Genomic DNA, 26344 nt, shown 5'->3' with positions numbered 1-26344 from the left:
CCCCTCTTCGGCCAGGCGCTTCCAGCCATCCCGGACGGGACACGGCTGGCCGGATCGCCGTCTGGCGGCCCGCCGGAAGCGGCCAGCACAATGCACCGACCGGGAGGGACGAGCGTGGACGCAGCGGAAGCAGCGGGGCCCGGCGACGGGTCCCTGGCCCGGCTCTACGACGCCGTACTGCTGGACCTGGACGGGGTCGTCAGGGTGGGCTCCCGCGCGGTGCCGTACGCCGTGCCGGTGCTGGGCCGGATCCGGGACGCGGGATGCCGTACCGCCTACGTCACCAACAACGCCGGCCGGGCGACCGCGGACGTGGCGGGGGACCTCCGCCGGCTGGGCCTGGCCGTGGCGGACGGCGACGTGGTGACCTCCGCACAGGCCGCCGCACGCCTCGCGGCCGAGCGCTGCGGGCCGGGGGCGCGCGTCCTCGTGGTCGGCTCGGAGGCGCTGCGCCTGGCGGTCGCGGCACACGGGCTGCGGCCGGTGGCCTCGGAACGGGACAAACCCGCCGCCGTGGTGCAGGGCTTCGCGCCCGCGGTGTCCTGGCGGGAACTGGCCGAGGCCGGGTACGCGGTGGCGCGCGGTGTGCCCTGGATCGTCACCAACACCGACCCGACCGCGCCCACGCAACGGGGTGTGGCGCCGGGCAACGGCGCCCTGGTCGCGGTGGTGCGGACCGCCACCGGGACCGAGCCGGTCGTCGCGGGCAAGCCGGCGGCCGCCGTGTTCCGGGAGGCCGCCGAGCGGGCCGGGGCACGCCGGCCGCTGATGGTCGGGGACAGCCTGGACACCGACGTCCAGGGCGCGCGCCGGGCCGGGTTCGACAGCCTGCTGGTGCTCACCGGCCGCACCGGCCCGGCCGACCTGCTCACCGCGCCACCGCATCGCAGGCCCACCCACGTCGGGCGGGACCTGCGGGCCCTGTGCGCGCCGCCGCTCGCCGCCGGCCGGCAGGCGGACGGCTCGTGGCGGTGCCGGGGCTGGCACGCCCGCGTCGAGGACGGAGAGCTGCTGCTGGCGGGGCACGGCGATCTCGGCGCCGGGCTGTGGGCGGCCTGCACCGCCGCCTGGTCCGTCCCCACGCCCCCGGACCCGGCCCGGGCCCTCGCGGCCCTCGCCCGGGCCGCCGAACTCTAGCCGGACGCGACCGGGGCGCCGGGCTCCAACGGCCGCCGAAGTCCAGCCGGGTGCGGCCGGGCCGCCGGGTTCTAGCCCGGCGCGATCGGGCCCGGCTCGGCGAGGATGCGGACGACTTCGGAGGTGGTGTACCCGCGCTCGAAGTGCCGCGGGTCGGACAGCATCAGCGACACCAGGCGGTGCAGGGTCTCGGCGTACCCCTCCGTGGTGCCGGTCCAGCGCGTCGCGTCCAGCATCCACGGCGGGGTGTCCGGTGACAGGTCCGCCGTGCCTTCCCGCATCAGGGACTTGGAGAGCTTGGCGCCGGACGCGGACAGGATGACCGGGGTGAGGACACGGGCCGGCGGATGTCCGCCGGGGAAGCAGAGGAACGCCTCGTCCAGCAGCCGGCAACCCGTCGCCCAGTCCGCGCCCTTGACGATGACGGGCATCGCCTCGTCCCGGTCCGCCAGGCGTTCCTTGACGAGGTTGCGGTGCAGGGTGGTCAGGCCGAGCCACGCCCGGCCGTCGGGCCGTACGTCGGTCTCGTACCGCCCGTGGTCGATGCAGACGGCCGCGAACCGGGCCCATCGGTCGCCGGTGCCGAGGAGTTCGGTGTGCTCGCCGGACTTCTGAAGCCAGCCGCACCGCGGGCATGGGAGGCTGACGGGCACGTGCCCGGTGGACGGGGCCAGGGCCCAGCGCAGCCGGTCCCACCGGTCGAGGGAGGCCAGGAACTCCTCGCGGAAGGCGGGGGACTGCTGCTGCCGGGTGTACGTCTCGACGGTGTACGGCACCCCGGTCAGGGCGGTGAGCGCGTCGAACAGGCCGCCGTAGAACCGCTTCACCAGTTCCTCGATCCGGGCCGGACCCAGCGCGTGGTGGTACGACCGCGTGTACAGCGTCCCGGTGCGCGGGCAGACTCGGGTCTCGTAGGGGGCGTTGTCCAGGGCGCCGAAGCGGAGTTCGGCCCCGACCCCCAGCCGGTCCCGTGCGGACCTGGCCAGGAGGAAGGCCGCCGTCTGGAGCACCCCGGTGCCGAGGTGGGGCTCCCCGTTGATCTGCACCCCCGCGTACAGGGCCACCCGCCGGGCGCCGCGAGCGCGCAGCCTGGGGCGGACGAAGTCGACGCTGTGCTCGACGGCCCCCACGGTGACGCTGACGGGCGACACCGGAGACACGGGCGGCATCGGAGACACGGGCGGCAGGGGTGGCACGGGTGGCATGGGCACGGGCGGGGCCGACGGGGCAGGCGGGGCGGGCGAGACCGGCGGGGCGGGGGAAGTGGGTTGCGGGGGCGGCAGGGTGGGCGGGGTGGGCGGAGGAGGCGCGGACTTCGGGGGCGGCGGGGTGGGTGATGGTGTGGCGGGTTGCCGGGCCGGCGAGGCTGGCGGAGGAGGCGCGGACTTCGGGGCCGGCGGGGTGGGTGATGGTGTGGCGGGTTGCCGGGCCGGCGAGGTGGGCGGAGGTGTGGTGGGTTCCGGGGGCTGCGGGGTGGACGAAGGCATGGGTGGCTCCCTGGGCGGGCGGGTTACCAGTGGTGGCGGGCGGCCGCGGGCGGCAGGTCCAGGACGCGTACGGGCCACGGCGGCGGGGTCCCGCCCGGCGCGTCGAGGGTCTCCAGCCGGCTGGTGGCGGACCGGGCCGCGGCGTGCAGCAGGTCCATGAGTTCCTCGGCGCTGTCGGGCCCCGCGGTGCCGGTGTCGGGAGCGCGGCGGCACGCCAGACCGACGACGAAGTACGCGAGCGGGTCCGGGCCGGAGCGCCACAGCACCGCCTCGCCCCGCTCCTCCAGATCGAGGACCCGCTCGGGATGGCGCAGGGTGAACTCGCCGAGCGGCAGCGGGCACAGCGTGACGGCGGCGACGCGGTAGCCCGCCTCGGCGAGCAGGGCCACCGCCCGGCGCGGGGTCGAGTAGCTGCCGATGGTGAGGCCGAGGTCCGCGCGCAGGGTGCGGGCGTGTCCGATGATGGCCCCGGCCCACTTCAGGCCGTCCGGGCCGCCGCTGATCGAGGGGTGGGTCCCGGCCGGCTCCGGCGGCAGGGGCACGTAGGCGGGGTTGCTGGTGACGATGAGCGGGCGGGGCGGCTCCCCGGGGACGGTGGCCAGCAACTCCTGGGCGCCGAGGCGGGAGTAGTCGCCGAGCGCGAAGGTGACCCGCCCGTCGGGCGAGGCGTAGTGGCGCTCGGCCCAGCGCAGCGTCCCGCGGCCGGAGTCGACGCCGTGGGCGCGCGCCGCGCCGGCCCGGACCATGGCGGCGGCCGCCGCCCCGCTGCCCGAGCCGAGGTCCAGTACGGTGCCCCCGCCGCCCGGCGGCAGCAGGTCGGCGGCGACCCACACGCCCATCTCGGTGTCGGCCGGCTCGAAGAAGACCTCGGGTTCCCCGGGCGGCTCCAGGTCGGCCGGGGTCAAGTGCGTGTACTCGCCGACCCGTGAGACAGACGGCATGGCGCGCTCCTTGTGTGCGGGTGGAAGGGGGCGAGGGTGCGGACGGGGGGTGCGGGCGGAGGTGTGGGGCGAGGGTGTGGGCGGAGGTGCGGGATGGGGGTGCGGGCGGAGGTGCGGGATGGGGTGCGGGCGAGGGTGCCGGCGGAGGTGGGGCGGGGGTGTGGGCGGAGGTGTGGGAAGGGGTGCGGGCGAGGGTGTGGGCGGACGTGGGGGCGGAGGTGTGGGCGAGGGCGTGGGAGGAGGTGGGGGCGGGTGTTACGGACGAGGGTTTACGGGTGGCGGGTGGCGGGTGGCGGGCCAGCGGGCCCGCCGGTGGCGTCGGGGCGGCCAGCGGTGCCTGTCGGCGGTGCCTGCTGGTGGCGTCGGGGGCGGTCGGCGGTGCCTGTCGGCGGTGCCTGTCGGCGGTGCCGGCGTCGGGGGCGGCCGGCGGTGCCTGTCGGCGGTGGCTGCCGGTGGTGTCGGGGGTGGCAGGCGGGGTCTGCCGATGACCGGCCGGTGGCGTCGGGTGTGGTCAGCCGGTGCCGGCGGGGTGGTCAGCCGGGTGGTGGCTGGATGCCGTACTCCAGGACGGCCATGGCGCTGGGCAGCTTCATCACGGCCTGTGTCCAGGCCAGGGACCGGGGCCCGTCCAGCACCTCGCCGGCGACCTCGTCGCCCCGGTGGGCCGGCAGGTCGTGCAGGAAGAGGGCGCGCGGCCACCGCGCCAGCAGCGCGCCGTCCACGTGGAACGGGCGGAAGACCTCCCGCCAGGAGGCGTCCGGCTTGCTGGTGCCGGTGGTCTGCCAGCGGGTGGTGTACACGACGTCCACCTCGGCGGGTGCGTCCGCGAGGTCGTGGATCTCGTCGATCCGGGCCCCGGCGGCCTCGGCGCTCTTGCGGGCGGTGGCCAGCGCGTCGCCGGGCAGACCGTAGCCGGGCGGGGTGGCGAAGGTGACCCGGGCGCCGGGCACGGTCGCCAGGCCGTGGGCGAGGGCCGTGGCCGTGTTGTTGCCCTCGCCTGTGTACAGCAGCCGGACACCGCTCAGGTCGCCACAGGCGAGGGTGAGTACGGCCAGGTCGCACACGCCCTGGGTGGGGTGTTCCTCGGCGGCCATCGCGTTGATCACGGGCAGCCGGCCCGCACGGGACAGCTCCCGCAGCTCCCCCAGCGGTCCCGCGGTGCGCGCGACCAGCAGGTCGAGCATGGCGCCGAGGACCCGGCCGGTGTCCGGCACCGCCTCGCCCGTGTTCAGCTGGAGATCGCCGGGGCCGTAGGCGACGGGCGTGCCGCCGAGGCGTACGGCGCCGCTCTGGAAGGCGGTCCGGGTACGGGTGGAGGTGCGGGTGAACAGCACACCGACGACCCGGTCCCGCAGCGGCCGGTCGTGCGCCCCCCGGTCCCGGAACAGCTCGACCGACCTGGCGACGAGCCGCCGCAGCCGCTCGGGGGGCAACTCGGCCAGCGTGAACAGGCCCTGCTCGGGGACCGGGCCGGGGACGCCGAGGAGGGCGGAGAGTTCACCGGCGGTGTCACACATGGGAAGGCCACCTCTTCGGCTCATAGGGAGGTCAGGGTCCGGTGACGGTGTGGCGGCCGGATGGTTCCGCGGGGTACGGCGGTCCGGCCGGTGGCAGGGGGAGGCAGGGGCAGGGGCAGGGGCAGGGGCCGGTGACGGTGTGGCGGCCGGACGGTTCCGCGGGGTACGGCGGTCCGGCCGGTGGCAGGGGGAGGCACGGTCGCGGGCAGGGTCCGGTGACGGTGTGGCGGCCGGACGGTTCCGCGGGGTACGGCGGTCCGGCCGGTGGTACCGGGAAGCGCGGTCGCCCCGTCATGCGCCGGCTCCTTCGTCCCCGGTCAGCAGGCCGGCCGCGTGGAACGCGTCCCGGGCGCCGTCGACCGCGAGCACCCCCGTCTCCTCGAACAGCCGCAGCGCGTGCCGTGCGGCCTCGCGCATGCCCCGCTCCGTCGCGGCGCGCGGGTAGGAGTCCCGTACGACCTCCTCCACCCGCGCCGCGCCGAGCCCCGCGGCGGCCAGCGCGGCCCGCACCGGGCGCAGATCGGGCAGCAGGCTGGAGCGGATCAGTCCCGGCAGACACCGGGCGACGCGCTCCCGTTCCCGGGGCGACTGCCGGGCCCACAGGTCCTGGAAGAAACAGGAGAAGAAGGCGTGGTGCCAGCCCTCGTCCCGGGCGTGGTCCCGCACGATCTGCCGGACCACGGTCAGTACCCGGCCGTCCTTCGGCACGTCGTTGAGGATGGCGGTGACAAGCGTCTCGAACACCACGACCTGGAGCAATTGCGCCAGCGCGGGTTGTCCGGGCAGCGCCTCCAGACCGACGGCGTCGAGCCGGTCCCGGAACGGGGCGAAGTCGTACGGCACCGGTTCGACACCGCAGGCGTCGGAGATCTGCCGGATGACGTCGAAGCTGTACAGCGCGTGGTAGCCCTCGTCGCAGTAGATCCGGAAGGCGTCGAGCCGGGTCTCGGCGCCGGTGTCGACGCCGCTGCGGCCCGTGGCGATGCGCTGGGTGGCCCGGTTGACCACCTCGGTCTCGAAGTGGGTGGTGAAGCCGAGGTACTGGAACAGGTGCCGGGCGGCCAGCGCCTCCTGCGCGTCGGCGGGCAGGGCGCGCACCAGCGGATGGCCGGCGTACGGGATGAGGGCCGGCGGGAAGTACAGCTGCCCGGTGCGCAGTTCGTCCCGCAGCAGCCGACGGGGATCGCGGCGGACCCCCGCCTTCGCGTACCAGTCCCGCTCACCGCCGTCCGCGGTCACCACCGCGCCCCCTCGGCGTGCCGCCCCGCCCCTCCGGCGTTCGGCCCGGACCCGTCGGCGTGCGCCCCCGCCGCTTCGGCCCGCGGCCCGGACCCGTCGGCGTGCCGCCCGGATTCTTCGGCGTGTGCCCCTGCCGCTTCGGCCCGCGGCCCGGATTCGTCGATGTACCGGTCGGCGCCGTCGGGGCACAGACAGGCGGGGCCGGTGCGCCGGGCGCCGGCCCAAAGCAGCCGCAGCGCCGCCGCGACCAAGGCCCCCGCGCCGACGCCGATTCCGGTGCTGTCGCGCGGAAAAAGACACACCGTGACCGCCTCCTCCGCGTCGATGTGCACCACCGGTGTCGGCGCCGGGCCGTCCCCCGCTCCCGTCACCCACGCCATCAGCGCGGACCGGTTCCGGTCGCCTCCTGCCAGACGTACCGCGCGACCTGGGCATGGGTCGCGTACCAGACGTCACCGCGGGCGCCGATGTGGTCCAGCAGCTCCGCCAGGACCACGATCCGCGAGCGGTGCCCGATGACGTGCGGGTGCATCGTCAGCTGGAAGAGACCGCCCTCCGCGCGCGCCGCGTCGAACTCGTCCCGCCACAGCGGGATCAGCTCCCGGGGCGGGGTGTAGGGGCGCACGGCGGAGTAGCGGTCCATGTTCAGGTAGGCGGCGTCGTCGCGGATCCACTCCGGGGGGATCTCCACCACGCCGGTCGGCTCCCCGTGGGCGAGCAGCTCGTAGGGCTCGTCGTCGGCCATCAGGGAGGAGTCGTACTCGAGCCCCAGTTCCCGGGTGATGTCCAGGGTGTGTTCGCTGAAGTCCCAGGAGGGGGTGCGGATCCCCACGGGGCGCCGGCCCGTGACGCGCTCCAGGGTGTCCGCGCTCCGGAACGCGAGGTCCCGCTCGTCCTTGTACTCCAGCTCCATGTTGCGTTCGTGGATCCAGCCGTGCAGGGCGACCTCGTGGCCCGCCTCGGCGTAGTTCCGCGCCTCCTTCGGGCGCAGCAGCGCGGACACCGCCGGCATGAAGAACGTGGCGGGCACGGCGTGCCGTTCCAGCAGCCGCAGTATGCGGGGCACGCCGACGCGGGCTCCGTACTCACCCTGCGACAGCTTGCCCGGCATGACCTGGCCGTCCCGGAGCGGAATGGTCTCGTGGTCTGGGTCGAAGGAGAGGGCCACCGCGCAGCGCGTCCCGCCCGGCCACGACGCGGGTTTGAGGCCACGCCCGGCCCGGACCCGGCCGACGTGCCGCCGCCATTCCGTCTCGTCCCATTCCCAGGGGCGCCGGGGAGCCGCCCCGGACGCAGACATCGCCATGGAGCGGTCCTCACCCTCACTCGGGCCTGCGGGCTGTCCTCATCCGAGCATGTCAGCGCGTCGGCCCCTGGTCAGCGGGCGGAATCCGCCATCCTGTCAGCACGCCGCCCTGTCCGGATCCGGTGCGCCGGGCCGTCGGGGTCTGTCCGGCCGGCACCGCCGTCCCTACGGTGGGGGAGTACCGCCTCCTCGTGTGCCGCCGCTGTGGGCCGCGCCGCCATGGGCCGGGCCCGGGAAGGAGAACGGCCGCATGACACCTCCGCCTCGGGCCGCCCACGGCACGCCGGACGCCGCCCCGTCCGGGCCGGCGGCCGTCGCCCCCGCCCTGCTCAGGGAGGCGCGCCGGCTGGCCCCCGAAGCGGTCGCCCTGCGCCGGGACCTGCACCGCGGCCCGGAACTCGGCCTCGACCTGCCGGGCACCCAGCGCCTGGTGCTGGACGCGCTCGACGGCCTAGGCCTGGAGATCCGCACCGGCCGCGCCCTGTCCTCGGTGACCGCGACCCTCACCGGGGCGGCCGACGGCCCGACGATCCTGCTGCGCTCCGACATGGACGCGCTGCCGGTCACCGAGGACACCGGGCTGCCGTTCGCCTCGCGCACCCCCGGGCTGATGCACGCCTGCGGGCACGACGCCCACATGGCGATGCTGGTGGGCGCCGCGCGGCTGCTCGCCGGGCGGCGCGACACGCTCGCCGGACGCGTGGTGTTCATGTTCCAGCCGGGCGAGGAGGGCGAGCACGGAGCCCGCCACATGATCGAGGAGGGCGTGCTCGAGGCGTCCGGCCGCACCGCCGACGCCGCCTTCGCCCTCCACGTGCAGCCCAACCTGCCCGCCGGCACGGTGTGGTTGCGCCCGGGGCCGCAGATGGCGGCCTCCGACCGGTTCCTGATCCTCGTCCGGGGGCGCGGCGGGCACGCCTCGGCGCCGCACACCACCCGCGACCCGGTGCCGGCCGCCTGCGAGATCGTGCTCGCACTCCAGACGGCGGTCACCCGCGGCCTGGCCGCCGACGACAGTGCCGTGCTCAGCGTGACCCTGCTGAACGCGGGCACCGCCCACGGCGTCATCCCGGACACCGTGGAACTGGGCGGCACCCTGCGGACCCTGACCGAGCCGACCCGGAAGCAGCTGCACGCCGCGATCGGCCGGGTCGCCCGGGGAGTGGCGGCCGCGCACGCGGTGACCGCGGAGGTGACCGTTCTGCCCGGCTACCCGGTCACCGTCAACGACGCCGGCTTCACCGACCTCGTCCTGCGCACCGCCGCCGGTACGCTCGGTGCCGACGCGGTGGACGTCCTGCCCGCCTGTCCGATGACCGCCGAGGACTTCTCCTACGTCCTGCGGGCCGTGCCCGGCGTCCTGGCCTTCCTCGGCGTGTGCCCGCCGGACCGCGAACCGCACGAGGCCCCCTCGCTGCACTCGTCCCGCATGACCATCGACGAGGACGTGCTCGCCACGGGCATCGCCTGCGAGGCCGCCGTGGCCCTGGCCTTCCTCACCGGCCGCGAACCGGAGCCGGCCCGGTGACCGCCCCCGGCATACGGGCCGCCCGCCCCGACGAACTGGAGCAGGTCGAGGCCCTGTGGCTGGAGGCGAGCCGCTGGCTGGCCGGCCGGGGCCTGGACCAGTGGCAGTACCCGCCGCGCCGGTGGCGCATGGCGGAGGCCGTCGAGGCGGGCGACTGCCACCTCGCCTTCCAGGCCGGCCGGCCCGTCGCCACGATCACCGTCCACGAGCGGGCCGACCCCGAGTGGTGGGCCGGCGACGACCCCGCGTCCGCCCTCTACGTCCACGACCTCGCGGTGAGCCGGGCGGTCGCCGGCCAGGCCCTCGGCGCCCGCCTGCTGGACTGGGCGGGCGACCTGGCGGCCCGGCGGGGCAAGCGCTGGCTGCGCCTGGAGGCGTGGAAGACGAACCACTTGCTGCACCGCTACTACCTGGACCAGGGCTTCGACCTCCTGCGGATCGTGGACCTGCCGCACCGCAACTCCGGGGCCCTCTTCCAGCGCCCGGCCGCCGCACCGGCCGGCCCCGGCCGTTCCCCCGAGTCCGAGGAGGGCCGACGATGACCGGCACGGTGGGCCCCGCCGGCACCGGGGACCCGTACCCGACCCGCACCCCCGAGTCCGAGGAGGGCCGACGATGACCGGCACGGTGGGCCCCGCCGGCACCGGCGACCCGTACCCGACCCGCACCCCCGGGCCCACGGCCCCGTTCCCGCGCCGGCATCCGGTCGTCTGGCGTCCCGGGGCGGACGGCCCCCTGACCGCCGCCGAACTCGCCGCCTACGACCGGGACGGATGCCTGCACTTCGACGCGCTGCTGACCGCGGAACAGACGACGGCCTGTCTGGCGGAGACCGGACGGCTCGCGGCCGACGGGTCCCTGCGCGCCTCGGGACGGGTGGTTCCGGAACCCGACGGCGACGGCATCCGTTCGGTGTTCGAGGTGCACGCCCTCAGCGACACGTTCCGCGCGGTCGTCCACTCCGCCCGGCTCGCCGGCATCGCCCGCCAGATCCTGGGCTCGGACGTGTACGTCCACCAGACCCGGGTGAACCTGAAGTCCGCGTTCGACGGTTCCGGCTTCGGCTGGCACTCGGACTTCGAGACCTGGCACTCGGAGGACGGCATGCCGGCGCCGCGTGCCCTGAGCCTGTCCGTCGCGCTGACCGACAACGCCCCGCACAACGGCCCCCTGATGATCGTCCCGGGGGCGCACCGCACCTTCGTCCCGTCCACCGGTGAGACACCGCCCGACTACCACCGCACGTCCCTGCGGGGGAAGAACCTGCCCGCGGGGCCGGCGGACCGCGCCGTGGTCGCCGCGCTGGCCCGGGACCTGGGCATCCGTCAGTTCACCGGCCCGGCGGGCTCGGCGGTGGCCTTCGACTCCAACAGCCTGCACGCCTCCGCGCCGAACGTCTCGCCGTTCCCGCGGACCAACCTCTTCGTCGTCTACAACAGCGTGGAGAACACCCTCGGCACGCCGTACGCCGCTCCGCGCCCCCGGCCCGCCTACCTGGCGAGCCGCACCTTCACCCCGGTGCCGCACGCGGACGGCGACTGACGCCCGCCGCGCCCCCGGCGTTCGCCGCGCCCCCCGGCGTTCGCCCCGGCCTCGGCGGTCAGGCCGGCCGCGCGCGTGCGGTCGGCGACGCCGTCCCCGCCGTCCGCCCTGCCCGCCGTCCCCGCCGTCCGCCCTGTCCGCCGCCCCCGCCGCCCGCCCTGCCCGCCGCCCCCCGCCCTGCCCGCCGGCCACGCGCGCGGCGCGCCGGGCACGGCCGGCCGGGCCGCAACCCGGACGCCGGGCATGGACGGGTCAGATCCGGCCGCCATACTTGTCCGCATGGAACGCATCGGGGGGTACCTCGTCGAACGGAAGCTCGGCGAGGGCGGCATGGGGACGGTCTATCTCGCGCGGACGCGCGGCGGGCGGGCCGTCGCGCTGAAGGTGGCCAAGGCCGAGCTGGCGGCCGACCCGGTCTTCCGGGAGCGGTTCCGCAGCGAGGTCGAGGCGGCCCGCGCCGTGGGCGGCTTCCACACCGCGCCGGTCGTGGACGCCGCGCTCGACGGCGACCCGCTGTGGCTGGCCACCGCCTACATCCCCGGACCGACCCTCGCGGAACGGCTCGCCGCCGAGGGCGCCATGGACGAGCCGCGGCTGCGGGCACTGGGCGCCGCGCTCGCCGAGGCGCTGGAGTCCATCCACTCCTGCGGCCTGGTGCACCGCGATCTCAAGCCCGGCAACATCATCATGGCCGCCGACGGGCCGCGCGTCCTGGACTTCGGCATCTCCCGGGCCGTGGAGTCCAACCGCCTCACCGCGACCGGCACCGCCTTCGGCACGCCCGGCTTCCTCGCGCCCGAACAGGCCCTCGGCCACGACGTGACCGGCGCCGCCGACGTGTTCGCCCTCGGCGCCGTCCTGGTCGCGGCGGCGGGCGGCAGTCCCTGGGGCGAGGGCACGCCGATGGGGCTGATGTACCGCTCCGTGCACGAGCCGCCGGACGTGTCCGCCGTCCCCGCCGCACTGGTGGACGTGGTCTCGGCGTGCCTGGCCAAGGAGCCCGCGGACCGGCCCTCGCCCAGCGCGCTGCTGGACCTGCTGACGGACGCGGACGCGGACACGGACCCGGGCCCGTCGGACACACCGCCGTACCCGCCGACGCTCACCGCGTCCCCCGCGCCGGCCACCCCCGCGCCCGCGCCTTCGGCCGCCGCGCCCTCGACCCCCGTGCCCGCGCCGGCGGTCGTCGCGCCCTCGACCCCCGTGCCGGCGCCGGCGGTCGTCGCGCCCTCGACCCCCGTGCCGGCGCCGGCGGTCGTCGCGCCCTCGACCCCCGTGCCGGCGCCGGCGGTCGTGGCGCCCCCGCCGCCCGCCACGCCGCCGCAGCCGCCTCTGGGGAGCGCGGCGCCCTCGTACCAGCAGCCCGTACAGACCGCCACGCCCCCGCACCTGCCGGCGCAGCCCGCCACCCCGCCGCACCTGCCCGCGCAGCCCGCCACGCCCCCGCACCTGCCCGCGCAGCCCGCCACCCCGCCGCACCTGCCCGCGCAGCCCGCCACGCCCCCGCACCTGCCCGCGCAGCCCGCCGCCCCGCAGGCGCCCTACGGCTTCGGGCCGCCGATCGCGTACGGCAACCCGTACGCCGGTCCGGACCCGGAGGTCGTGCTCGCCGACGCCGGCGCCGGCGTGGTCGTCAACGCCGCCGGAGTCCTGCTCGAACTGGCGGGCGCCACCGCGGACTTCCCCTGGAACGAGATCGCGCGCGTCGAACGCAGCTGGCGCGGCCACCGGCTGACGGTCACCGTGCGGCTGTGGGACGGCGGTGTGTACTCCTGCGAGCTGAACGCCCGCCGGCAGTCCCGGCTCCGCGCCTGGCTGGCCCAGCTCGACCCGGTCCTCGCCCGGTACCTGAACCGGTAGCGGGCGACGGAACAACCGCCGCTTCCCTCGCACGACTTGACCCGGTCCAGGCTTGAACCGGCCAACTCCTGGGCACGGACCTCCTACCGGTGCCCAGCGTGGGACGGTGTCGGCAGGAGGAGGGCGTCATGGACCGTCGGATCCGGGTACGTGTCAGCCGGCGGCCCCCCGCCCCGCGCGGGCAGGAGATCGACCGCAGGACTCCGTCCGGGAGGGTGCTGCCGTACTGAACCGGCGGCCGGCGTGCCGGGCCGCCGCCGCGGCCAGCGCCGACCGCAACGGACCGGCCGGGGGCGGCCCGTCGGGCGCCGCGCTCGCCGTGACCGCCGCCGCCACCTGCCGCAGCTTGGTGTTGGACCGCTGGGACGCCTCCCGCAGGATCTCCCACGCCTGGTCCGGCGAACAGGCATGAGCCGCCATCAGGATGCCGCGGGCCTGGTCGATCACGGGACGTGAGTCCATCGCCTGGCGCAGCTGCTCTATCTCCAGGCGCAGCACGTCCAGTTGCTCGGCACGCTCCAGGGCCACCGCCGAGGCCGTACGGGAGGGGAGGTCCGCGGGCAGGCCGGCGCTCAGCGGATCCACAGCGTCCAGGCCCATCAGCTCCAGCACCCGGCGCGGCTGCCCCCGCCAGCCCGTGGTCCCCACCGGCACGGTGTGCCGGCGGCCGTACTCGCCCAGCGTGTCCAGGGCCGCCAGCCCCGCCGTGTCCAGGAAGGCCACCCCGGCCGCGTCCAGGTCGACCCGCGCGGCGCCCGCGGGCATGGCGGCCAGGGCTCCGGCGAGGATCTCCGTACAGCCGTGGACCAGCTCGCCGCGTGCGGTGAGGAGGACCCGGCCGCCCTCCGCGTGGACTGCGACCGTCAGGGCGTCCAGCCGCCCGTCGTGCGGTGCGCGTGCCGCTGAGGTCATGTGTTCCGCCCTGGTGCGCCGTTCGTCCGTCGCCCCCTCGCCTGCCCCCTGCACCAGGGCCTACACCCGCCCGCACCGGAACGGCACCCGCCGGCGTCGGGAGGGCGCATACTGGGCACCCGTCCACCTGTGCAGTCGGGAGAAGGCGTGAGACCTGAGCCGGTGCGGCCCCTGCCGGCCGCCGCCGGGCCGGTGCCCGCGGGGCCGCGGCTCGACGTGTACCCGCTGACCGGGCGGAAGGGGTTCCGGGCGGCGGGCGAGGTGAGCCTGCCGACGCGCGGCATCTGGGAGCGTGCGCTGGGCAGAGCCGTTCGCGAGGGCGAGGACGTGTACCACTTGGAGCTTTCCGCGCTGACCTTCGTCGACGTCGCCGGCGCCGACGCGCTGGCGGGCGCCGCCCGGAGCCTCGGCACGGGGCGCCGGCTGGTGCTGTACCGGCCGCCGGACTCGCTGCCGCGCATCCTGGGCCTGCTGTGGCCGGGCCTTACGGGGATCGAGGTGGCGACGTGATGACCGGGGCGGCCGAACCCGTGGACCCGTTCGTGCATCCCGCGTTGTTCTACGGCGACGCGGGGGAGTACCTGGCCGGCACCGTGCCCTTCGTCCGTGCGGCGCTGGCCGCGGACGAGCCGGTCGCGGTCGCCGTCCCCGGCGAGAACCTGCGGCTGATCCGGGACGAGCTGGGTGCCGACGGCACCGCCGTGCACTTCCTGGACATGCGGGAGGCCGGCCGCAACCCCGGCCGGATCATCCCCGGCGTGCTGCGCGCCTTCGCCGACGGCCGGCCGCCCGGCCGGCGGGTCCGGATCATCGGCGAGCCGGTCTGGGCGGGCCGCAGCCCGGCCGAGTACCCGGCCTGCGCCCAGCACGAGGCACTGATCAACGCGGCGTTCCAGGGCCGCGAGGTCACCATCCTGTGCCCGTACGACACCGTCCGCCTGGACGAGCGGGCCCTCGCCGACGCCCACGCCACCCACCCGGTCGTCATCCCGGCCGGCTCGGGTGCCGGGCGGGCCAGCGCGGCCTACGACCCCGAGGACGTCGTCGCCCGCTACAACCTGCCGCTGACGCCGGCGCCCGGCGCCGGAGCCGAGGTGCTCGGCCTCACCTTCGACGCGGAGTCGCTGTCCGCCGCCCGGCATCTGGCCACCGGTCACGGCGCCCGGCTGGGCCTGTCCGGCCTGGCCCTGGAGAACCTGGCGCTGATCACCGCCGAGCTGACCACGAACAGCGTGGTCCACGGCGGCGGCACGGGCGCGCTCACCGTGTGGGCCGAGGGCGGCCACGTGCTGTGCGAGGTCCGCGACAAGGGCCGCCTCGCCGACCCGCTGGCCGGCCGCCGCCCCGCCGCCCGCGACCAGCGCGGCGGGCGCGGCCTGCTGCTGGTCAACCTGGTGGCGGACCTGGTACGGATCCACACGGGCCTGGAGGGCACGACCATCCGCTGCTATCTGGGCCGGTGAGACACCACCGCGCCGCCCCGGCCACCGAAATGCCACCGGGCCGGCTGCCGCCACCGGGCGCTGCCGTCACCGGGCCGGCTTCCGTCACCGGGCCGGCTTCCGTCACCGGGCCGGCTTCCGTCACCGGGCGGGTGAGCCGCTTCCGTGCCGCCCCGGCCGCCGCGAATGCCATCGGGCCGGCTGCCGCCACCGGGCGCTGCCGTCACCGGGCCGGCTTCCGTCACCGGGCGGGTGAGCCGCTTCCGTGCTGCCCCGGCCGCCGCGAATGCCATCGGGACGGCTGCCGCCATCGGGACGGCTGCCGCCGCCACCGGGCCGGGGAGACGTCGCCGTGCTCCCCTTGGCCGCCGGGGCACTGCCGTCGGCCCTGGGTCGACGGGGCACCGCCGTCACCGGGACGGTGAGCGTCCGGTACCGGAAGCCGACAGGACCGTGGCCGTCATCCCGGGCAGCGGATCGGCGCGGCGGGCCACGTCCAGCAGGGCGCGCAGGGCGGGCTCCGCCGGGCCGAGCCGGGAGCGCCACCGGGCGACGATGCCGACGGGCCGGACCGGCTCGGTCAGCCGCAGCTCGACCAGCTCCCCCTCGCGCAGCTCACGGGTGACCGCCAGCTCCGGCAGCAGGGTGACACCGTGCCCGTGCCCGATGAGCCGCAGCAGAGCCGCCAACGACCCCTGGAGAAGCCTCTGCCGGGCCCCGGTCAGCAGATCCCGCCCGAAGCGGTCCACCAGCATCTGCGAGGTGCAGCCCCGCTCGGCCACCAGGAAGTCGTACCGCAGCAGTTGATCCGGCGTCACCGGCTCCCGCCCGGCCAGCGGATGGCCGGGCGCCGCCAGCAGCACCGTCCGGTCGTGCGCCACCACGGCGTGCGGGCCGAGCGCGCGGACGCCGTTGTCGTACTGGAGGACGACATCCAGCTCGCCCGCCGCGAAGGCCTGTTCCAGGGTGCCGCGGTCGGCCACGGTCAGGACGGTCTCGGCCCCGGTGTCCGGGCCGCCCGCGCCGTACCCCAGGGCGGCCATCACCTCGGGCATCCAGACATGGGCCAGCGACTCCTGCGCCCCGACGCGCAGCCGGGCCCGGTCGCCGCGGGCCGCCCGCCGCATCCGCTCCTCCAGCTCCAGGGCCTCGCGCGCGTACGGCAGCAGCCGGGCGCCGGCTTCCGTGAGCACCGCGCCCGTGCCCGCCCGCACCAGCACCTCCACCCCCAAGTCGGCCTCCAGACGCCTGATCTGGGCGCTCACGCTGGACTGGGCGTACCCCAGGGCCTGGGCGGCGGCGGAGATGCCGCCGTGCTCGGCGACCGCGACGAGCGCGCGTAGATAGCGAGAGTCCACGGGAAGAGCGTAGCCAGCCCATCGGACTCTCCGATGGGGGCATCGGACGGGCGGCGTCGCGGGCTCCGGCACCACCGCGACACGCTGACCGCATGACCACAGCCGACCCCCTGGGCCGCACGTCGGCCGAAGCCGCGCCGCCCGCCTGTACCGGCCCCGCTCCGGGCCGCACGTCGGCCGAAGCCGCGCCGCCCGCCCGTCCCGGCCCCGCTCCGGGCCGCACGCCGGCCGAAGCCGCGCCGCCCGCCCGTCCCGGCCCCGCTCCGCTCACCCGCCTGGCCTTCGCCGGGCTCGCCACCGGCAACCTGCTCGTCCTGCTCGACACCTCGGTCCTCAACGTCGCCGTCCCCGGCATCCAGGATTCACTGCACCCGGCCGCCGCCGCACTGCCCTGGACCGTCGACGCCTACACGGTCGTGTTCGCCGGACTGCTCCTGGCCGGCGGTGTCGTCGCCGACCGCTGGGGCGCCCGCCGCGTCTACGCCTGCGCCCTCGGCCTGTTCGCCGCCCTGTCCGTCGCGTGCGCCCTCGCGCCCGGCGCCGGCGCACTGATCGCCGGCCGCGCGCTGCTCGGCGCCGCGGGTGCCGGCCTGGTGCCCGCCTCCCTCGCGCTGCTGATCCACCTGAACCCCGGCCCCGCCCGCCGCACCCGTGCCATCGGCGCCTGGACCGCGCTCAGCGGCCTGGGCGCCGCCGCCGGACCGGTGCTCGGCGGTGCCCTGGTCGAACTCGGCGGCTGGCGGCTGGTGTTCCTCGTCAACCCGCCCCTCGCACTGGCCGCGCTGCTGTCGGCCCGCCGTCTTCCCGCGCCGCCCGCCCGGGGCGTCCGTCCCCTGGACCGTCCGGGCCTGCTGCTGTCCACCGCGGGGCTCGGACTGCTCACCTGCGGCCTGGTCGAGGCCGGCATCGAGGGGTGGGGCGCGCCGCGCGCACTGCTCCCCGTCGCCGCCGCGCTGGGCTGCTTCGCCGCCGTGGCCCTGGTGGAGCGCCGGGCGGCCTTCCCGGTCCTGCCGCCGGCCCTGCTCGCCCTGCCGAAGGTCAGGGCCGCCATGGTCGCCGCCGCGGTGTCCTGCTTCGCCTACTTCGGCGGCATGTACCAGCTCGCCGTGTGGTTCCAGCACGCCTACGACCTGACCCCGTTCCAGGCCGGACTCGCCTCGCTGCCCATCGTCCTCCCCGTCTGCGTGATGCCGTTCCTCACCGGCCGGCTCGTCGCCCGCCACGGCTCGCGTCCGGTCCTGCTGACCGGTGTGTCCGCCACCGTCGTCGCCGGCGCGCTGCTCGCCTGCGCGGCGGGCCACCACCCGCCGCTGCCGCTGCTCGTCGCCGCCGAACTGGCGCTCGCCGCGACCGGCACGCTGTCCATTCCGGGGGCCGCCGCCGCGGTGGCCGTCGCCGCTCCGGCCGAGTACGCCGCCACCAGCCAGGGCGCCCTGAACGGCATCCGTCAGGCCGGCTCCGCGCTGGGCGTCGCGGTGCTCGGCACACTCGGCGCGCTCAGCACGTCCGGCTGTGTCCTCGTCGGCGTCGGGGTGTTCGCGGTGCTGCTGGTGGCATGCACCGGCGACTGAGAGCGCCCCGAAGGGGCGCGGGGAACTGCGCGACCGGCCGCCGCGCAGCACCCTGCCCCGCAGGGTGGCCGGCGCCTCGGCCGGCGGCTGCCGGAGCGCGAAGATCGCCGTGCGCACCTCCTGATCGTCGACTCCGGCTCGGAGCCGACCGAGGGGACCGCCTCCGGCAGCGGCGGCAGCCGGGGGACGGGGTCGCCGGCCATGCGGCGGGGCGCCCGGCCCGGCTCAGGCGGCCAGCGGGTCCAGGACCAGCGGCTCGATCCGGCCCTCCAGCATGGCGCCCAGGCCCTGGGCCGCGCAGATGTCGGGCCGTTCGGCGATGTGCACCGGCATCCGGGTGGCCTGCCGCAGCATCTGGTCGAACCCCGGCAGCAGCGCCGAGCCGCCGACCATCATGATCCCGCGGTCCGCGAGGTCGGCCACCAGATCGGGCGGGCAGTCGCGCAGCACCCTGCCGATGCCGTCCAGTACGGCCGTCAACGGGGTCTGGATCGCGCCGCGCACCGCGGCGGTGTCCACGCGCACACTGCGGGCCAGTCCCGTGGCCACGTCCCGGCCGTGGATCTCGGTCGACGCCGGGCCGTGCGGGGTGAGGCCGTTGCCGGACAGGGCCAGCTGAAGCGGCCGTACCGACCGGGTGGGCAGTATCAGGCCGTGCTCGTGCCGCAGATGCTGCACGATCGCGTGGTCCACGGCCTCGCCGCCCACCGGCATCCGGTCCGCGGTGACGATGGAGCCCAGCGAGAGCACCGCGACCTGGGTGGCCGCCGCACCGCACACCATGATCATGGTGGCTTCGGGCCGCTCCACCGGCAGCCCGCACCCCACCGCGGCGGCGATCAGCGTGTCCACCAGCTCGACCCGCCGCGCCCCCAGCCCGACCAGCGTCTCGATCGTCGCCCGCTGGGCCAGCGGGTCCGCGTCGTGCGGGGCACAGGCCGCCGCGCGCAGCCGCGGCTTGCGGCGCAGCATCCGGCGCATCTTGTCGCCGAGCAGATGCCGCAGCATGCGCTGGGCCATCTCGATGTCGACCACCGTGCCACCGGCGACGGGCCGGACGACCTTGATGTAGTCCGGGGTGCGCCCCGTCATCTTCTCCGCGAACTCGCCCACGGCTATGAGCCCGCCGGTACGGGTGTTCACGGCGGCGGTCGAGGGCTGGTCCACGACCAGACCCGTGCCCTTCACATACACCCGGGTACGGGCCGCGCCCAGGTCGACGGCGAAATGGCACCGGCGCAACTGCTCCAGGCTGACGGTCACGGCAGATCCTCTCGAGTGCGGGGGCCTTGCGGCCCCGCCTGATCGGCGGGCCCACTGGCATCCTGCCGCGCGGCGGGGAGCGGGCGCCTTTCGTGCGCCGCCGGGCGGGGTGCCGCTGAACGGGTCTAATTTCCCGCATCCACGGTGTGTCGCCGCGTCAGAGCGAGCGGGCGGTCTCCAGCAACGGCTCCAGGGACGAGACGGTGACCTCGCTGCCCTCCTCGCGCAGGCGCCGGCGCCCGGCCGGGGTGGGGGCGTACCCGATGAAGCGGAGACCGAGCTGCTGGGCGGCGGTCAGCTCGGCGACCGAGGAGCTGATCAGGACGGCACTGCGGGCGGGGGTGTCCAGGACGTCCAGGGCGCGCAGCAGGCAGTCGGGGTGCGGCGTCAGCAGGGCCAGGTCGTCGCGGCGGCCGTGGACGCCCGCGAGGGGCAGCCGGTAGGGCTCCAGACAGCGATGCACGGCCGGGCCGCACACGTCCGTCACCACGCTGACGCTGCGCCCGGACCGGTGCAGGGCGCGGACGAGCGCGAGGGAGCGGTGCGTCGTGGGCGCGTCGGGGACGGCGGCCAGTTCGAGTTCGTCGAGGCGCGCCCGCAGCAGCGGGCCGAGCCGGTCCTGTGCGAAGGCGCGCAGCAGATCCAGCGGATGCGCGAACGCCTCCCGGCCGGCGGCGCTCGTCACCGGCAGCGGCCGGCCCGTCAGCGCGTCCTGCGGGTCGCGGTGGTCGGCCACGACCGACAGCAGGTCGAGCACGGCCTCCCGCGCCGTGTGCGCAGTGAACAGCCGGGCGAGGGGCCCCTCGAAGCCGACCAGCACCGTCTCGGCGTCGGTGAGCAGGGCCGACAGCCGGCGTCGCGACGGAACCGGCGGCGCGGCAGCCGGCACGGGAGCCCACTCGGGGACCAGCTGCACGGTGTACGACACCGCGAGCCCCGGCACCGGCCAGTCGTCCACCCCCGCGTTCACCGCCCGCTGGGCCGCGCCGGCCCGGCGCAGCGGATGGCGGCGCGTGACGGGGGCGGCCGCGGCGCACAGATGCTTCAGCAGGAGGTCGGGGGCACCGGAGACCTCGCCCCGGACGAAGGCGACCGGATCGGCGACGCGCCAGGACAGCATCACCGCGGCCTTGAACGCGCCCTTGCCGGAACTCGGCAGGGACACGATGTGCCGGGTCTCGTGCGGGGTGAGGTCGACCGAGTAGTACGTCTCCGGGCGGGGCGGACGCGTGCCGTACGGCTGGATCGGGTCGAGCAGCGTCAGCGGGCCGTCGGCACGGGTGTGGACCACGGCCGTGCGGCCCGGGGTGGGGACGCCCAGCTCGTGCAGGTCGTGCGTGATGAACGGGCCCTGGACCAGGTCGCGTTCGCCGGGCTCGGGGGACCGCGGCCCGAGCAGGCAGTACCAGGCGGCCGGCGGACTGTCCGGGGCGCTGTCGCCGAAGAGCGGCCGGAAGCGCTGCGAGCGCTGGGCGGCGGAGCTGGCGGCGAAGTCGTCGTACAGCGCGGGCGGTACGACGACCATGACGTCGGCGGCCGCCTGCGGGGGGACGACGGACGGCTGCCCGAACGTCACCCGCAGCCGCGGCGGATCGGCCAGCCGGCCGAGCGCCTGGGGGAGTTCCCGCAGGACGGCGACGAGGACGGGCAGGAGATAGGCGGCGGGCTCGACGCGCACCAGGTAGCCGTCGGGGCGGACGTCCATCTCGTACTGGCGGGGGCCGAGGGAACCGCGGACGAGGATCTCGTGCACCGCGGCTTCGAGGGTGATGCGGGCCTCCGGGCGGCCGGTGAGTTCGTCGGCCATGAAGTGGATCGCGGGGCGGTCGACGGGGGGCGCGACCGAGGCCCCCGCACCGGCTCCGGCTTCTGCTTCTGCTTCTGCTTCTGCTACGGCCCCGGCTTCGATCTCGGGGCCGGTTCCGGCACCGGGTTCGGTTCCGTGTTCGGTTCCGTGTCCGGGCTCGGCCCCGGCTCCGGCAGCGGATTCCGTCTCGGCACCGGCGCCAGCACCGGCACCGGCGCCAGCACCGGCACCGGCACCGGCGCCAGCACCGGCACCGGTGCCGGCTTCGGTATCGGTTCCGGTTCCGGTACCGGGTTCGGTTCCGGCCGAGAGCCGCCGCACGCTGTCCTCGCTGACCGTGGCGAACGGATCGCCTTCCACGGCCGTCCCCGCGCCCCCCGCGGACGGGACCGACGCCCGGAACTCGCCCGGCGACCGGCCCGCCCTGCGGTCGATGAACCCGCCGATGCGGCCGAGGAGTTCCGTGGTGCGCTGGCGTTCGGTGCGCGGCAGACCGAGCAGGAGCAGCTCGCGCACGCCGTCCCGGAACGCGTACGAACCGGGCGGGCCGTCCGGGACGGCGGTGAGCATCCCGCTGAGCACGACCTCGGCCAGGTGCCGGGGGCGTGGATCGGGCTCGACCGCGGCCTGGACCAGGCGCATGACCGGCAGGTCGGGGCGCCCCACCGCGAGATGGCCGGCCAGTCGGAACGCCTCGGGGGAGGCGGTCGCGCGGAACCGCAGCACCAGCTCCTCGGCGGACAGCAGCCCCACGTCCGTACGGTCCTCGGCGTCCGCCGGCAGCGGGCGGCCCAGGGCGGCGACCGCGCCGGGGAACTCCGCGCCGCCCGGCGCGGTGAGCAGCGCGGCCCAGTGCGCCAGCCACCGCGGCTCCGGCTCCAGCACGGGGAGGGGGACGGCGCCCCTGGGCATGGCGGACCCGAGCCGTCCGTGCGGCGCCTGCCCCCGCCCGCCTTCCTCGAACCGCCAGTGCCCCTCGAACTGCCCGCTCTCCTCGAACTGCCCGCTCTCCTCGAACTGCCCGCTCTCCTCGAACTGCCCGCTCTCCTCGAACCGCCCGCTCTCCTCGAACCGCCCGTTCCCCTCGGGCCGGCCGTGTCCCGCGAACCGCTCGTGGCCCTCGAACCGCTCGTACGGGGTGAACGTGAGCGCCGCCGTGGGGGCCGCGGGGTGCGGGGCGGACAGCCGGCCGGGGACGGTGGGCAGGGCCGTGTCCCGCCACAGGTGCTCCGGGAGCGGCTGTACGACGGCCAGCGGCATCCGGCGCGCCCAGCGGTGCAGGGTGGCGTACCACCGGGTCCCGGCGGGGCCCTCCCGCCACTGCGGGCCCATGCAGTCGCTGATCAGGAGGGTGACGGTGCGGCCGTCGCCGGGGGCGAGCGCGTCGGGGCCGCGCACCGTGCCGTCGGCGGTGGCCCGGTACAGCGCGACGGTCCGGAACGCGCCCGACTGGGCGAGGGCCGTGTGCAGTTCGCGGACCAGGGGGCGCCAGACCGGCATGGTCGGACCGGCGTCGTACACCAGGTTCAGGCGCAGCCAGCGCTCCCGCGCGGGGCGCAGGACCGGCAGCCACCAGACGGGGTCGGCGCCCAGCCGGGCGATGCGGTCGGCGGTAGCCCGTTCGTCCAGCTCGTGGCCCACGGGCGCGTCGATCCGGCGCCCCAGCGGGCGCAGCGAGCGTTGCAGCGCGAGCGGGTGGCGCAGCATCGGCGGCGCCGGCGCCAGCAGGGTGGTGTGGGACCGGTCCCCCGCGGGGCCGGGACGGGGTGAGGGGAGGTGCAGGGGGACGCGGGCCGGCGGCGCGGGCGCCTCGGCGGACGCCGGTTCGCGGGGCTCCGGCGGGGACGGCGGGGACGGCGGCACCGGGGACGGCGGGGACGGCGGCACCGGGGACGGCGACGGCGGTGCCTGCCCGGGGATCCCGGACCCGGCCGACCCGTCGGTGCCGCCGTCGCCGTCGCCGTCGGTTCCGGGGTCCATGTGCCGGGCCAGCCACAGCAGTTCGGCCAGTTCGAGCGGGGTCGGGCGCACCCCGTCGGCCGCCTCGGCCAGGACGTCGGCCAGGCGGGCCAGGGGGTCCCGGTAGCCCGGGTGCTCAGAAGACATCGGACTGCGCGGCCTGCCCCAGGTACGGCATCAGCTGTTCGGCCAGCCGGTCGAGGGAGCCGGTGTCCAGGTCGGCGGAGCGGGCCAGGTAGATCGCGTTGAGGAGCTGGTCGGTGGCCAGGTCGCCGACGCCCGACCGGGACAGGAAGCGGTCGATCAGGGTCCGCGCGTAGGCGTCGGGTTCCCCCAGGTGGGCGCGGACGATCTCGGCGAGGTGCCGGTCGTCCGGCTGCCGCAGGTGCAGGGTGACGCAGCGGCGCAGGAAGGCGGGCGGGAACTCGCGCTCGCCGTTGCTGGTGAGGACGACGAAGGGGAAGGCGCGGCAGCGCACCCGGCCGCGCACCACCGGGACCCGCTCGTCGGTGCCGTCGGCCAGCACCTCGGCGACGCCGTCCGGCGCGAGCCGGGCCGCGCGCACCAGCTCGGGGATCTCGTACTGGCCCTCCTCCAGCACGTTCAGCAGGTCGTTGGGCAGGTCGAGGTCGCTCTTGTCGATCTCGTCGATGAGCAGCGCGCGGGGGCGGGCGTACGGCAGGAGGGCGGTGCCCAGCGGCCCCAGGCGCAGATGGTGCTCGATGCCCGAGCGGTCGTCCGTGCTCGTCGTCCGGTCCTGCCGGGCGGCCTCCTGCCGGGCCGCGTACAGCCGCGAGAGCGGGTCGTACTGGTAGAGGCCGTCGTGCAGCGTGCTGCGGCTGGTGATGTTCCAGCGCAGCACCGGGCCGAGCCGCAGCTCCCGGGCGACCGCGTACACGAGCGAGGACTTGCCGGTGCCGGGCGGGCCGGTGACCAGCAGCGGACGGCGCAGATAGAGGGCCGCGTTGACCAGCTGGACCGTCTCCTGGGTGGCCTGGTACGTCTCGGCGCGGTGGGTGCGGTCGGGGGAGACGGCGGAGGCGTCGGCGGCCGCGTCCGGCGCCGGGAGCACCGGCCCGCCGTCGAAGGCGCGCCAGGGCGGCGGGGCGGGCAGCTCGGCGATGCCGTCGTGCGGCTCGTTCGTACCGGCGTAGACGGGCCACAGGGGCATGGGCTCTTCTTCTCCATGGGGGGCGGTCGTGCGGTCGGTCAGGCGACGGGCGAGTGCAGGCTCGCGGTGGTCTCGGGGAAGCAGCGCGGGTCGTCCCAGAGCACTTGCAGGTCTCTCGCCCAGTGCTGGTCCGGCTCGTCGTCGGCGTCCGCGGTCAGCCGCAAGGACATGACGTGCCTGGGGAGTTCGGCGGGCGGGACGCCGGCGACCGAGGCGGTGAGCCGGTCGAGGAACGTGGTGCCGGTGCAGGGCGGATCCCCGGGCCCGGCGCCGGGGCAGGACGCGTCCCCGTGCGCGGCGCAGCCGGAGCCGCTCCGGCGCCACAGCAGGACCGGTACGGGCACGGTGAGACCGATCTCGAAGTGCCGGCGTACCGCCGTCGGCGGGGCCGCGAAGCCCGCGAGTCCGGCGTCGCCGTCCCACAGCCGCTTGCGCAGGCTCGGCGGCCGCTCCTGGGTGCCGCACTCGACGCGGTGCAGCTCGGCGCCGCCTCCGGCGTCCAGCTTCTGCCACTTCTTGCGCAACTGGTGGCGCATCCGGCCACTGTGGTGGCGTGCGCGGTCGGTCACCACCAGCGGGTAGGCGCACCCGAGGGGCGTGCTGTCGTCCACGCCGCACTCCCAGTGCGCCACCGCCTCGTTGAGCCACTCGCGCGGCAGGACGAACGTCACCAGCTCGTCGGCGTCCGGCGCGAGATGGGCGACGGCCTCGTCGATGCGGCCCTGGACGTAGGACCGCACACCGGTGCGCGGCAGCCGGCACGCACCCACCGGCCGGCGCCGGCCGTCGCGGTACGCGGACACCTCGACGGTCACCTGGTCGGGACCGGCGCCGCTGTGGTCGATCTCGACGACGACCGGGGACCAGGCCGGCGGTGCCGGTGCGGCCGGCGATGCCGGCGGGGACGCGGCGGCCGCCGGAGCCGACGGCGCGGGGGACCGTAATCCCCGCTCGCCGTCCAGCAGTTCGCCGAGGCGGCCGGTGAGGCGGTCCACCGCCTGCGGGTCCGGGACCTCCCACTGCACATAGCCGGCGGCCGCCCACAGGGAGGGGAAGCCGCCCGGGGGCAGGGGCGGTCCGAAGGGGCCCACCGCGTCCACGTACATCCGGTTCGGGTCGCAGACCCCGTCGGCGTCCGCCGTGGCCCGGCGCAGCAGGGCGTACAGCCGCCGGCGGGTGTCGGCGCGGTGGCCCGGGGTGGGCACCAGCTCGCCCAGCTCGGGCCAGTACCGGGCCAGCACGTCCAGCGGCAGCATCCGGCCCTTGCGCATCTCCGGCGCGTCCAGGGCCGCGGTGACCATGCCGGCCACCGTGCCGTCCGGCAGGGTCGCCGCCGCCCCGCTGAAACCGCCCGCGAGCGGCTGCCCGTGCCCGTGCCACGCCACCAGCTCCAGCCACTCCCCGGCGATCAACTGGCCGGAGACGGCCTGGTACTCGGCGAGCGTCCCCTCGTCGTAGCCCTCGGGGAAGCCGTACGCGATCAGCTTGGGGTACGGCTCGGTGTACGCGGCGTCGGGCGGCGCGAAGCCGGCCGGGGCGAGCGGCACGTCACGGTCCAGTTCGAGCACGGCGACATCGCCGGGGTCGGTGACCCCACCCGACCAGCCGCCGTGGGCGACGACCGCGGCGGACAGCTCGCCCAGCTCCCTGGCGTGCGGAAAGGTGACGGTCACCGCCGCGCTGTCGCTCCACCTGACGACATGGGCGCAGGTGAGCACCCGGCGGCCGGCGACCAGGAAGCCGGCCCCCACCTCGTCGCCACAGGCGATCCGGGCGTGCCACGCGGCGCTGCGCATCACCGGTCGGCGGGCTCCGGACCCGGTGCGCTCTGGCCGGGCACGGCCGGCGCGGGCACGGCGGGCGCGGGCGCGGCCGGTTCCCGCACGGCCGGTTCGGATACCGCTGGTTCCGGCGCGGTCGGCTCCGCCACAGCGGGTTCCGGCGCGGCCTGCCCGGGAGTCTGCCCCGGGGCCCAGCTGAGCTTGACGACCAGGTGGCCCTCCGCCGACCCCTTGGCGATGACGGCACCGGCCTCCGCCGACAGCCGTACGCCGAACTCGATCTCCACCGTGTCGGGACGCAGGCTGCCGTCCCGGAAGACCCGCAGCGCGGCCGCCGCCGCCGCGCGGACGCCGTCCAGGGCTCCCTCGAAGGTGCGCGCCGCCTGGGCCGGTCCGTCGCCGCGCGAGACGAGGCGGGCGCCCGATCTGGTGCCGACGCCCTCCACCACGACGAGCGCGCCGTCCTCGGTCCTGAACTCCACCAACCCGTCCATGGCGACGCTCGCTCCCCCTCGTCCGTGAC

General features: G+C 76.5%; 19 protein-coding genes and 1 pseudogene. 8 read left to right on the top strand and 12 right to left on the bottom strand.

Annotation, left to right across the window (positions count from 1 at the left end):
- The first annotated feature begins 114 nt into the window (after nt 1-114).
- Entirely contained in the window at nt 115-1137 is a 1023-nt protein-coding gene (locus JK361_RS09335; protein ID WP_307787230.1) for an HAD-IIA family hydrolase, read from the top strand.
- A gap of 71 nt (nt 1138-1208) precedes the next feature.
- Here JK361_RS09335 and JK361_RS09330 read toward each other — a convergent pair whose 3' ends face one another.
- The 5 genes from JK361_RS09330 to JK361_RS09310 all read right to left on the bottom strand — a co-directional run bounded on the left by JK361_RS09330 (nt 1209) and on the right by JK361_RS09310 (nt 7621).
- Nucleotides 1209-2297, bottom strand: a complete 1089-nt coding sequence (locus JK361_RS09330; protein WP_201815244.1) for a hypothetical protein — start codon at nt 2295-2297, stop codon at nt 1209-1211.
- Between the two features lie 350 nt (nt 2298-2647).
- Nucleotides 2648-3565 (bottom strand): methyltransferase domain-containing protein, encoded by a 918-nt coding sequence (locus tag JK361_RS09325; protein ID WP_201815243.1) that lies wholly within the window; start codon nt 3563-3565, stop codon nt 2648-2650.
- Between the two features lie 533 nt (nt 3566-4098).
- On the bottom strand, nt 4099-5082 hold the full coding sequence (locus JK361_RS09320; protein ID WP_201815242.1) for an ornithine carbamoyltransferase: 984 nt from the start codon (nt 5080-5082) through the stop codon (nt 4099-4101).
- 291 nt (nt 5083-5373) lie between these two features.
- Entirely contained in the window at nt 5374-6324 is a 951-nt protein-coding gene (locus JK361_RS09315; protein ID WP_201815241.1) for a diiron oxygenase, read from the bottom strand.
- A 376-nt stretch (nt 6325-6700) separates the two neighbouring features.
- Nucleotides 6701-7621 carry a polysaccharide deacetylase family protein gene (locus tag JK361_RS09310; protein ID WP_201816031.1) on the bottom strand — a complete coding sequence of 307 codons (921 nt, stop codon included), beginning with the start codon at nt 7619-7621 and terminating at the stop codon, nt 6701-6703.
- A gap of 256 nt (nt 7622-7877) precedes the next feature.
- On the opposite strand from JK361_RS09310, the gene JK361_RS09305 reads away from it, so the two are divergent.
- The 4 genes and pseudogenes from JK361_RS09305 to JK361_RS42850 form a co-directional block, all read left to right on the top strand.
- Entirely contained in the window at nt 7878-9155 is a 1278-nt protein-coding gene (locus tag JK361_RS09305; RefSeq protein WP_201815240.1) for a M20 metallopeptidase family protein, read from the top strand.
- Nucleotides 9152-9697, top strand: coding sequence for a GNAT family N-acetyltransferase (locus tag JK361_RS09300; RefSeq protein ID WP_201815239.1), 546 nt, complete (start codon nt 9152-9154; stop codon nt 9695-9697). The genes JK361_RS09305 and JK361_RS09300 overlap by 4 nt, the downstream gene beginning before the upstream one ends.
- A gap of 73 nt (nt 9698-9770) precedes the next feature.
- Nucleotides 9771-10697: an ectoine hydroxylase gene (gene thpD / locus JK361_RS09295; protein ID WP_201815238.1), complete on the top strand. Its 927-nt coding sequence runs from the start codon at nt 9771-9773 to the stop codon at nt 10695-10697.
- 279 nt (nt 10698-10976) lie between these two features.
- A pseudogene (locus tag JK361_RS42850) lies at nt 10977-11837 on the top strand (serine/threonine-protein kinase); the annotation flags it as partial.
- A gap of 873 nt (nt 11838-12710) precedes the next feature.
- Here the strand turns inward: JK361_RS42850 and JK361_RS09285 are convergent.
- Complete coding sequence (locus JK361_RS09285; protein WP_201815236.1) at nt 12711-13469, bottom strand: ANTAR domain-containing protein; 759 nt, start codon at nt 13467-13469, stop codon at nt 12711-12713.
- A gap of 147 nt (nt 13470-13616) precedes the next feature.
- Here JK361_RS09285 and JK361_RS09280 point away from each other — a divergent pair, with 147 nt between their 5' ends.
- Both JK361_RS09280 and JK361_RS09275 read left to right on the top strand, forming a co-directional pair.
- Nucleotides 13617-13979 (top strand): STAS domain-containing protein, encoded by a 363-nt coding sequence (locus JK361_RS09280; RefSeq protein ID WP_307787229.1) that lies wholly within the window; start codon nt 13617-13619, stop codon nt 13977-13979.
- On the top strand, nt 13979-14932 hold the full coding sequence (locus JK361_RS09275) for an anti-sigma factor RsbA family regulatory protein (RefSeq protein WP_201815235.1): 954 nt from the start codon (nt 13979-13981) through the stop codon (nt 14930-14932). Before JK361_RS09280 ends, JK361_RS09275 begins: the two co-directional genes overlap by 1 nt.
- A gap of 389 nt (nt 14933-15321) precedes the next feature.
- Here the strand turns inward: JK361_RS09275 and JK361_RS09270 are convergent, their stop codons facing one another.
- Complete coding sequence (locus JK361_RS09270; RefSeq protein ID WP_201815234.1) at nt 15322-16269, bottom strand: LysR family transcriptional regulator; 948 nt, start codon at nt 16267-16269, stop codon at nt 15322-15324.
- Nucleotides 16270-16361: 92 nt separating this feature from the next.
- Between JK361_RS09270 and JK361_RS09265 the strand changes: the two genes are divergently transcribed.
- On the top strand, nt 16362-17840 hold the full coding sequence (locus JK361_RS09265; RefSeq protein WP_201815233.1) for an MFS transporter: 1479 nt from the start codon (nt 16362-16364) through the stop codon (nt 17838-17840).
- A gap of 225 nt (nt 17841-18065) precedes the next feature.
- Here the strand turns inward: JK361_RS09265 and JK361_RS09260 are convergent, their stop codons facing one another.
- The 5 genes from JK361_RS09260 to JK361_RS09230 all read right to left on the bottom strand — a co-directional run bounded on the left by JK361_RS09260 (nt 18066) and on the right by JK361_RS09230 (nt 26315).
- Nucleotides 18066-19103: a rod shape-determining protein gene (locus tag JK361_RS09260; RefSeq protein ID WP_201815232.1), complete on the bottom strand. Its 1038-nt coding sequence runs from the start codon at nt 19101-19103 to the stop codon at nt 18066-18068.
- Between the two features lie 157 nt (nt 19104-19260).
- Nucleotides 19261-23016, bottom strand: coding sequence for an SAV_2336 N-terminal domain-related protein (locus tag JK361_RS41160; RefSeq protein ID WP_236052711.1), 3756 nt, complete (start codon nt 23014-23016; stop codon nt 19261-19263).
- On the bottom strand, nt 23006-24040 hold the full coding sequence (locus JK361_RS09240) for an AAA family ATPase (RefSeq protein ID WP_201815231.1): 1035 nt from the start codon (nt 24038-24040) through the stop codon (nt 23006-23008). Before JK361_RS09240 ends, JK361_RS41160 begins: the two co-directional genes overlap by 11 nt.
- 38 nt (nt 24041-24078) lie before the next feature.
- Entirely contained in the window at nt 24079-25836 is a 1758-nt protein-coding gene (locus JK361_RS09235) for a VMAP-C domain-containing protein (RefSeq protein WP_201815230.1), read from the bottom strand.
- Complete coding sequence (locus JK361_RS09230) at nt 25836-26315, bottom strand: CU044_2847 family protein (RefSeq protein WP_201815229.1); 480 nt, start codon at nt 26313-26315, stop codon at nt 25836-25838. Before JK361_RS09230 ends, JK361_RS09235 begins: the two co-directional genes overlap by 1 nt.
- Between the last annotated feature and the right edge of the window lie 29 nt (nt 26316-26344).

The organism is Streptomyces musisoli (assembly GCF_016741855.1).
Lineage (GTDB): Bacteria > Actinomycetota > Actinomycetes > Streptomycetales > Streptomycetaceae > Streptomyces > Streptomyces musisoli.
Note: the sequence above shows the minus strand (reverse complement) of the source record. Positions and strands in the feature narration are given on the sequence as shown.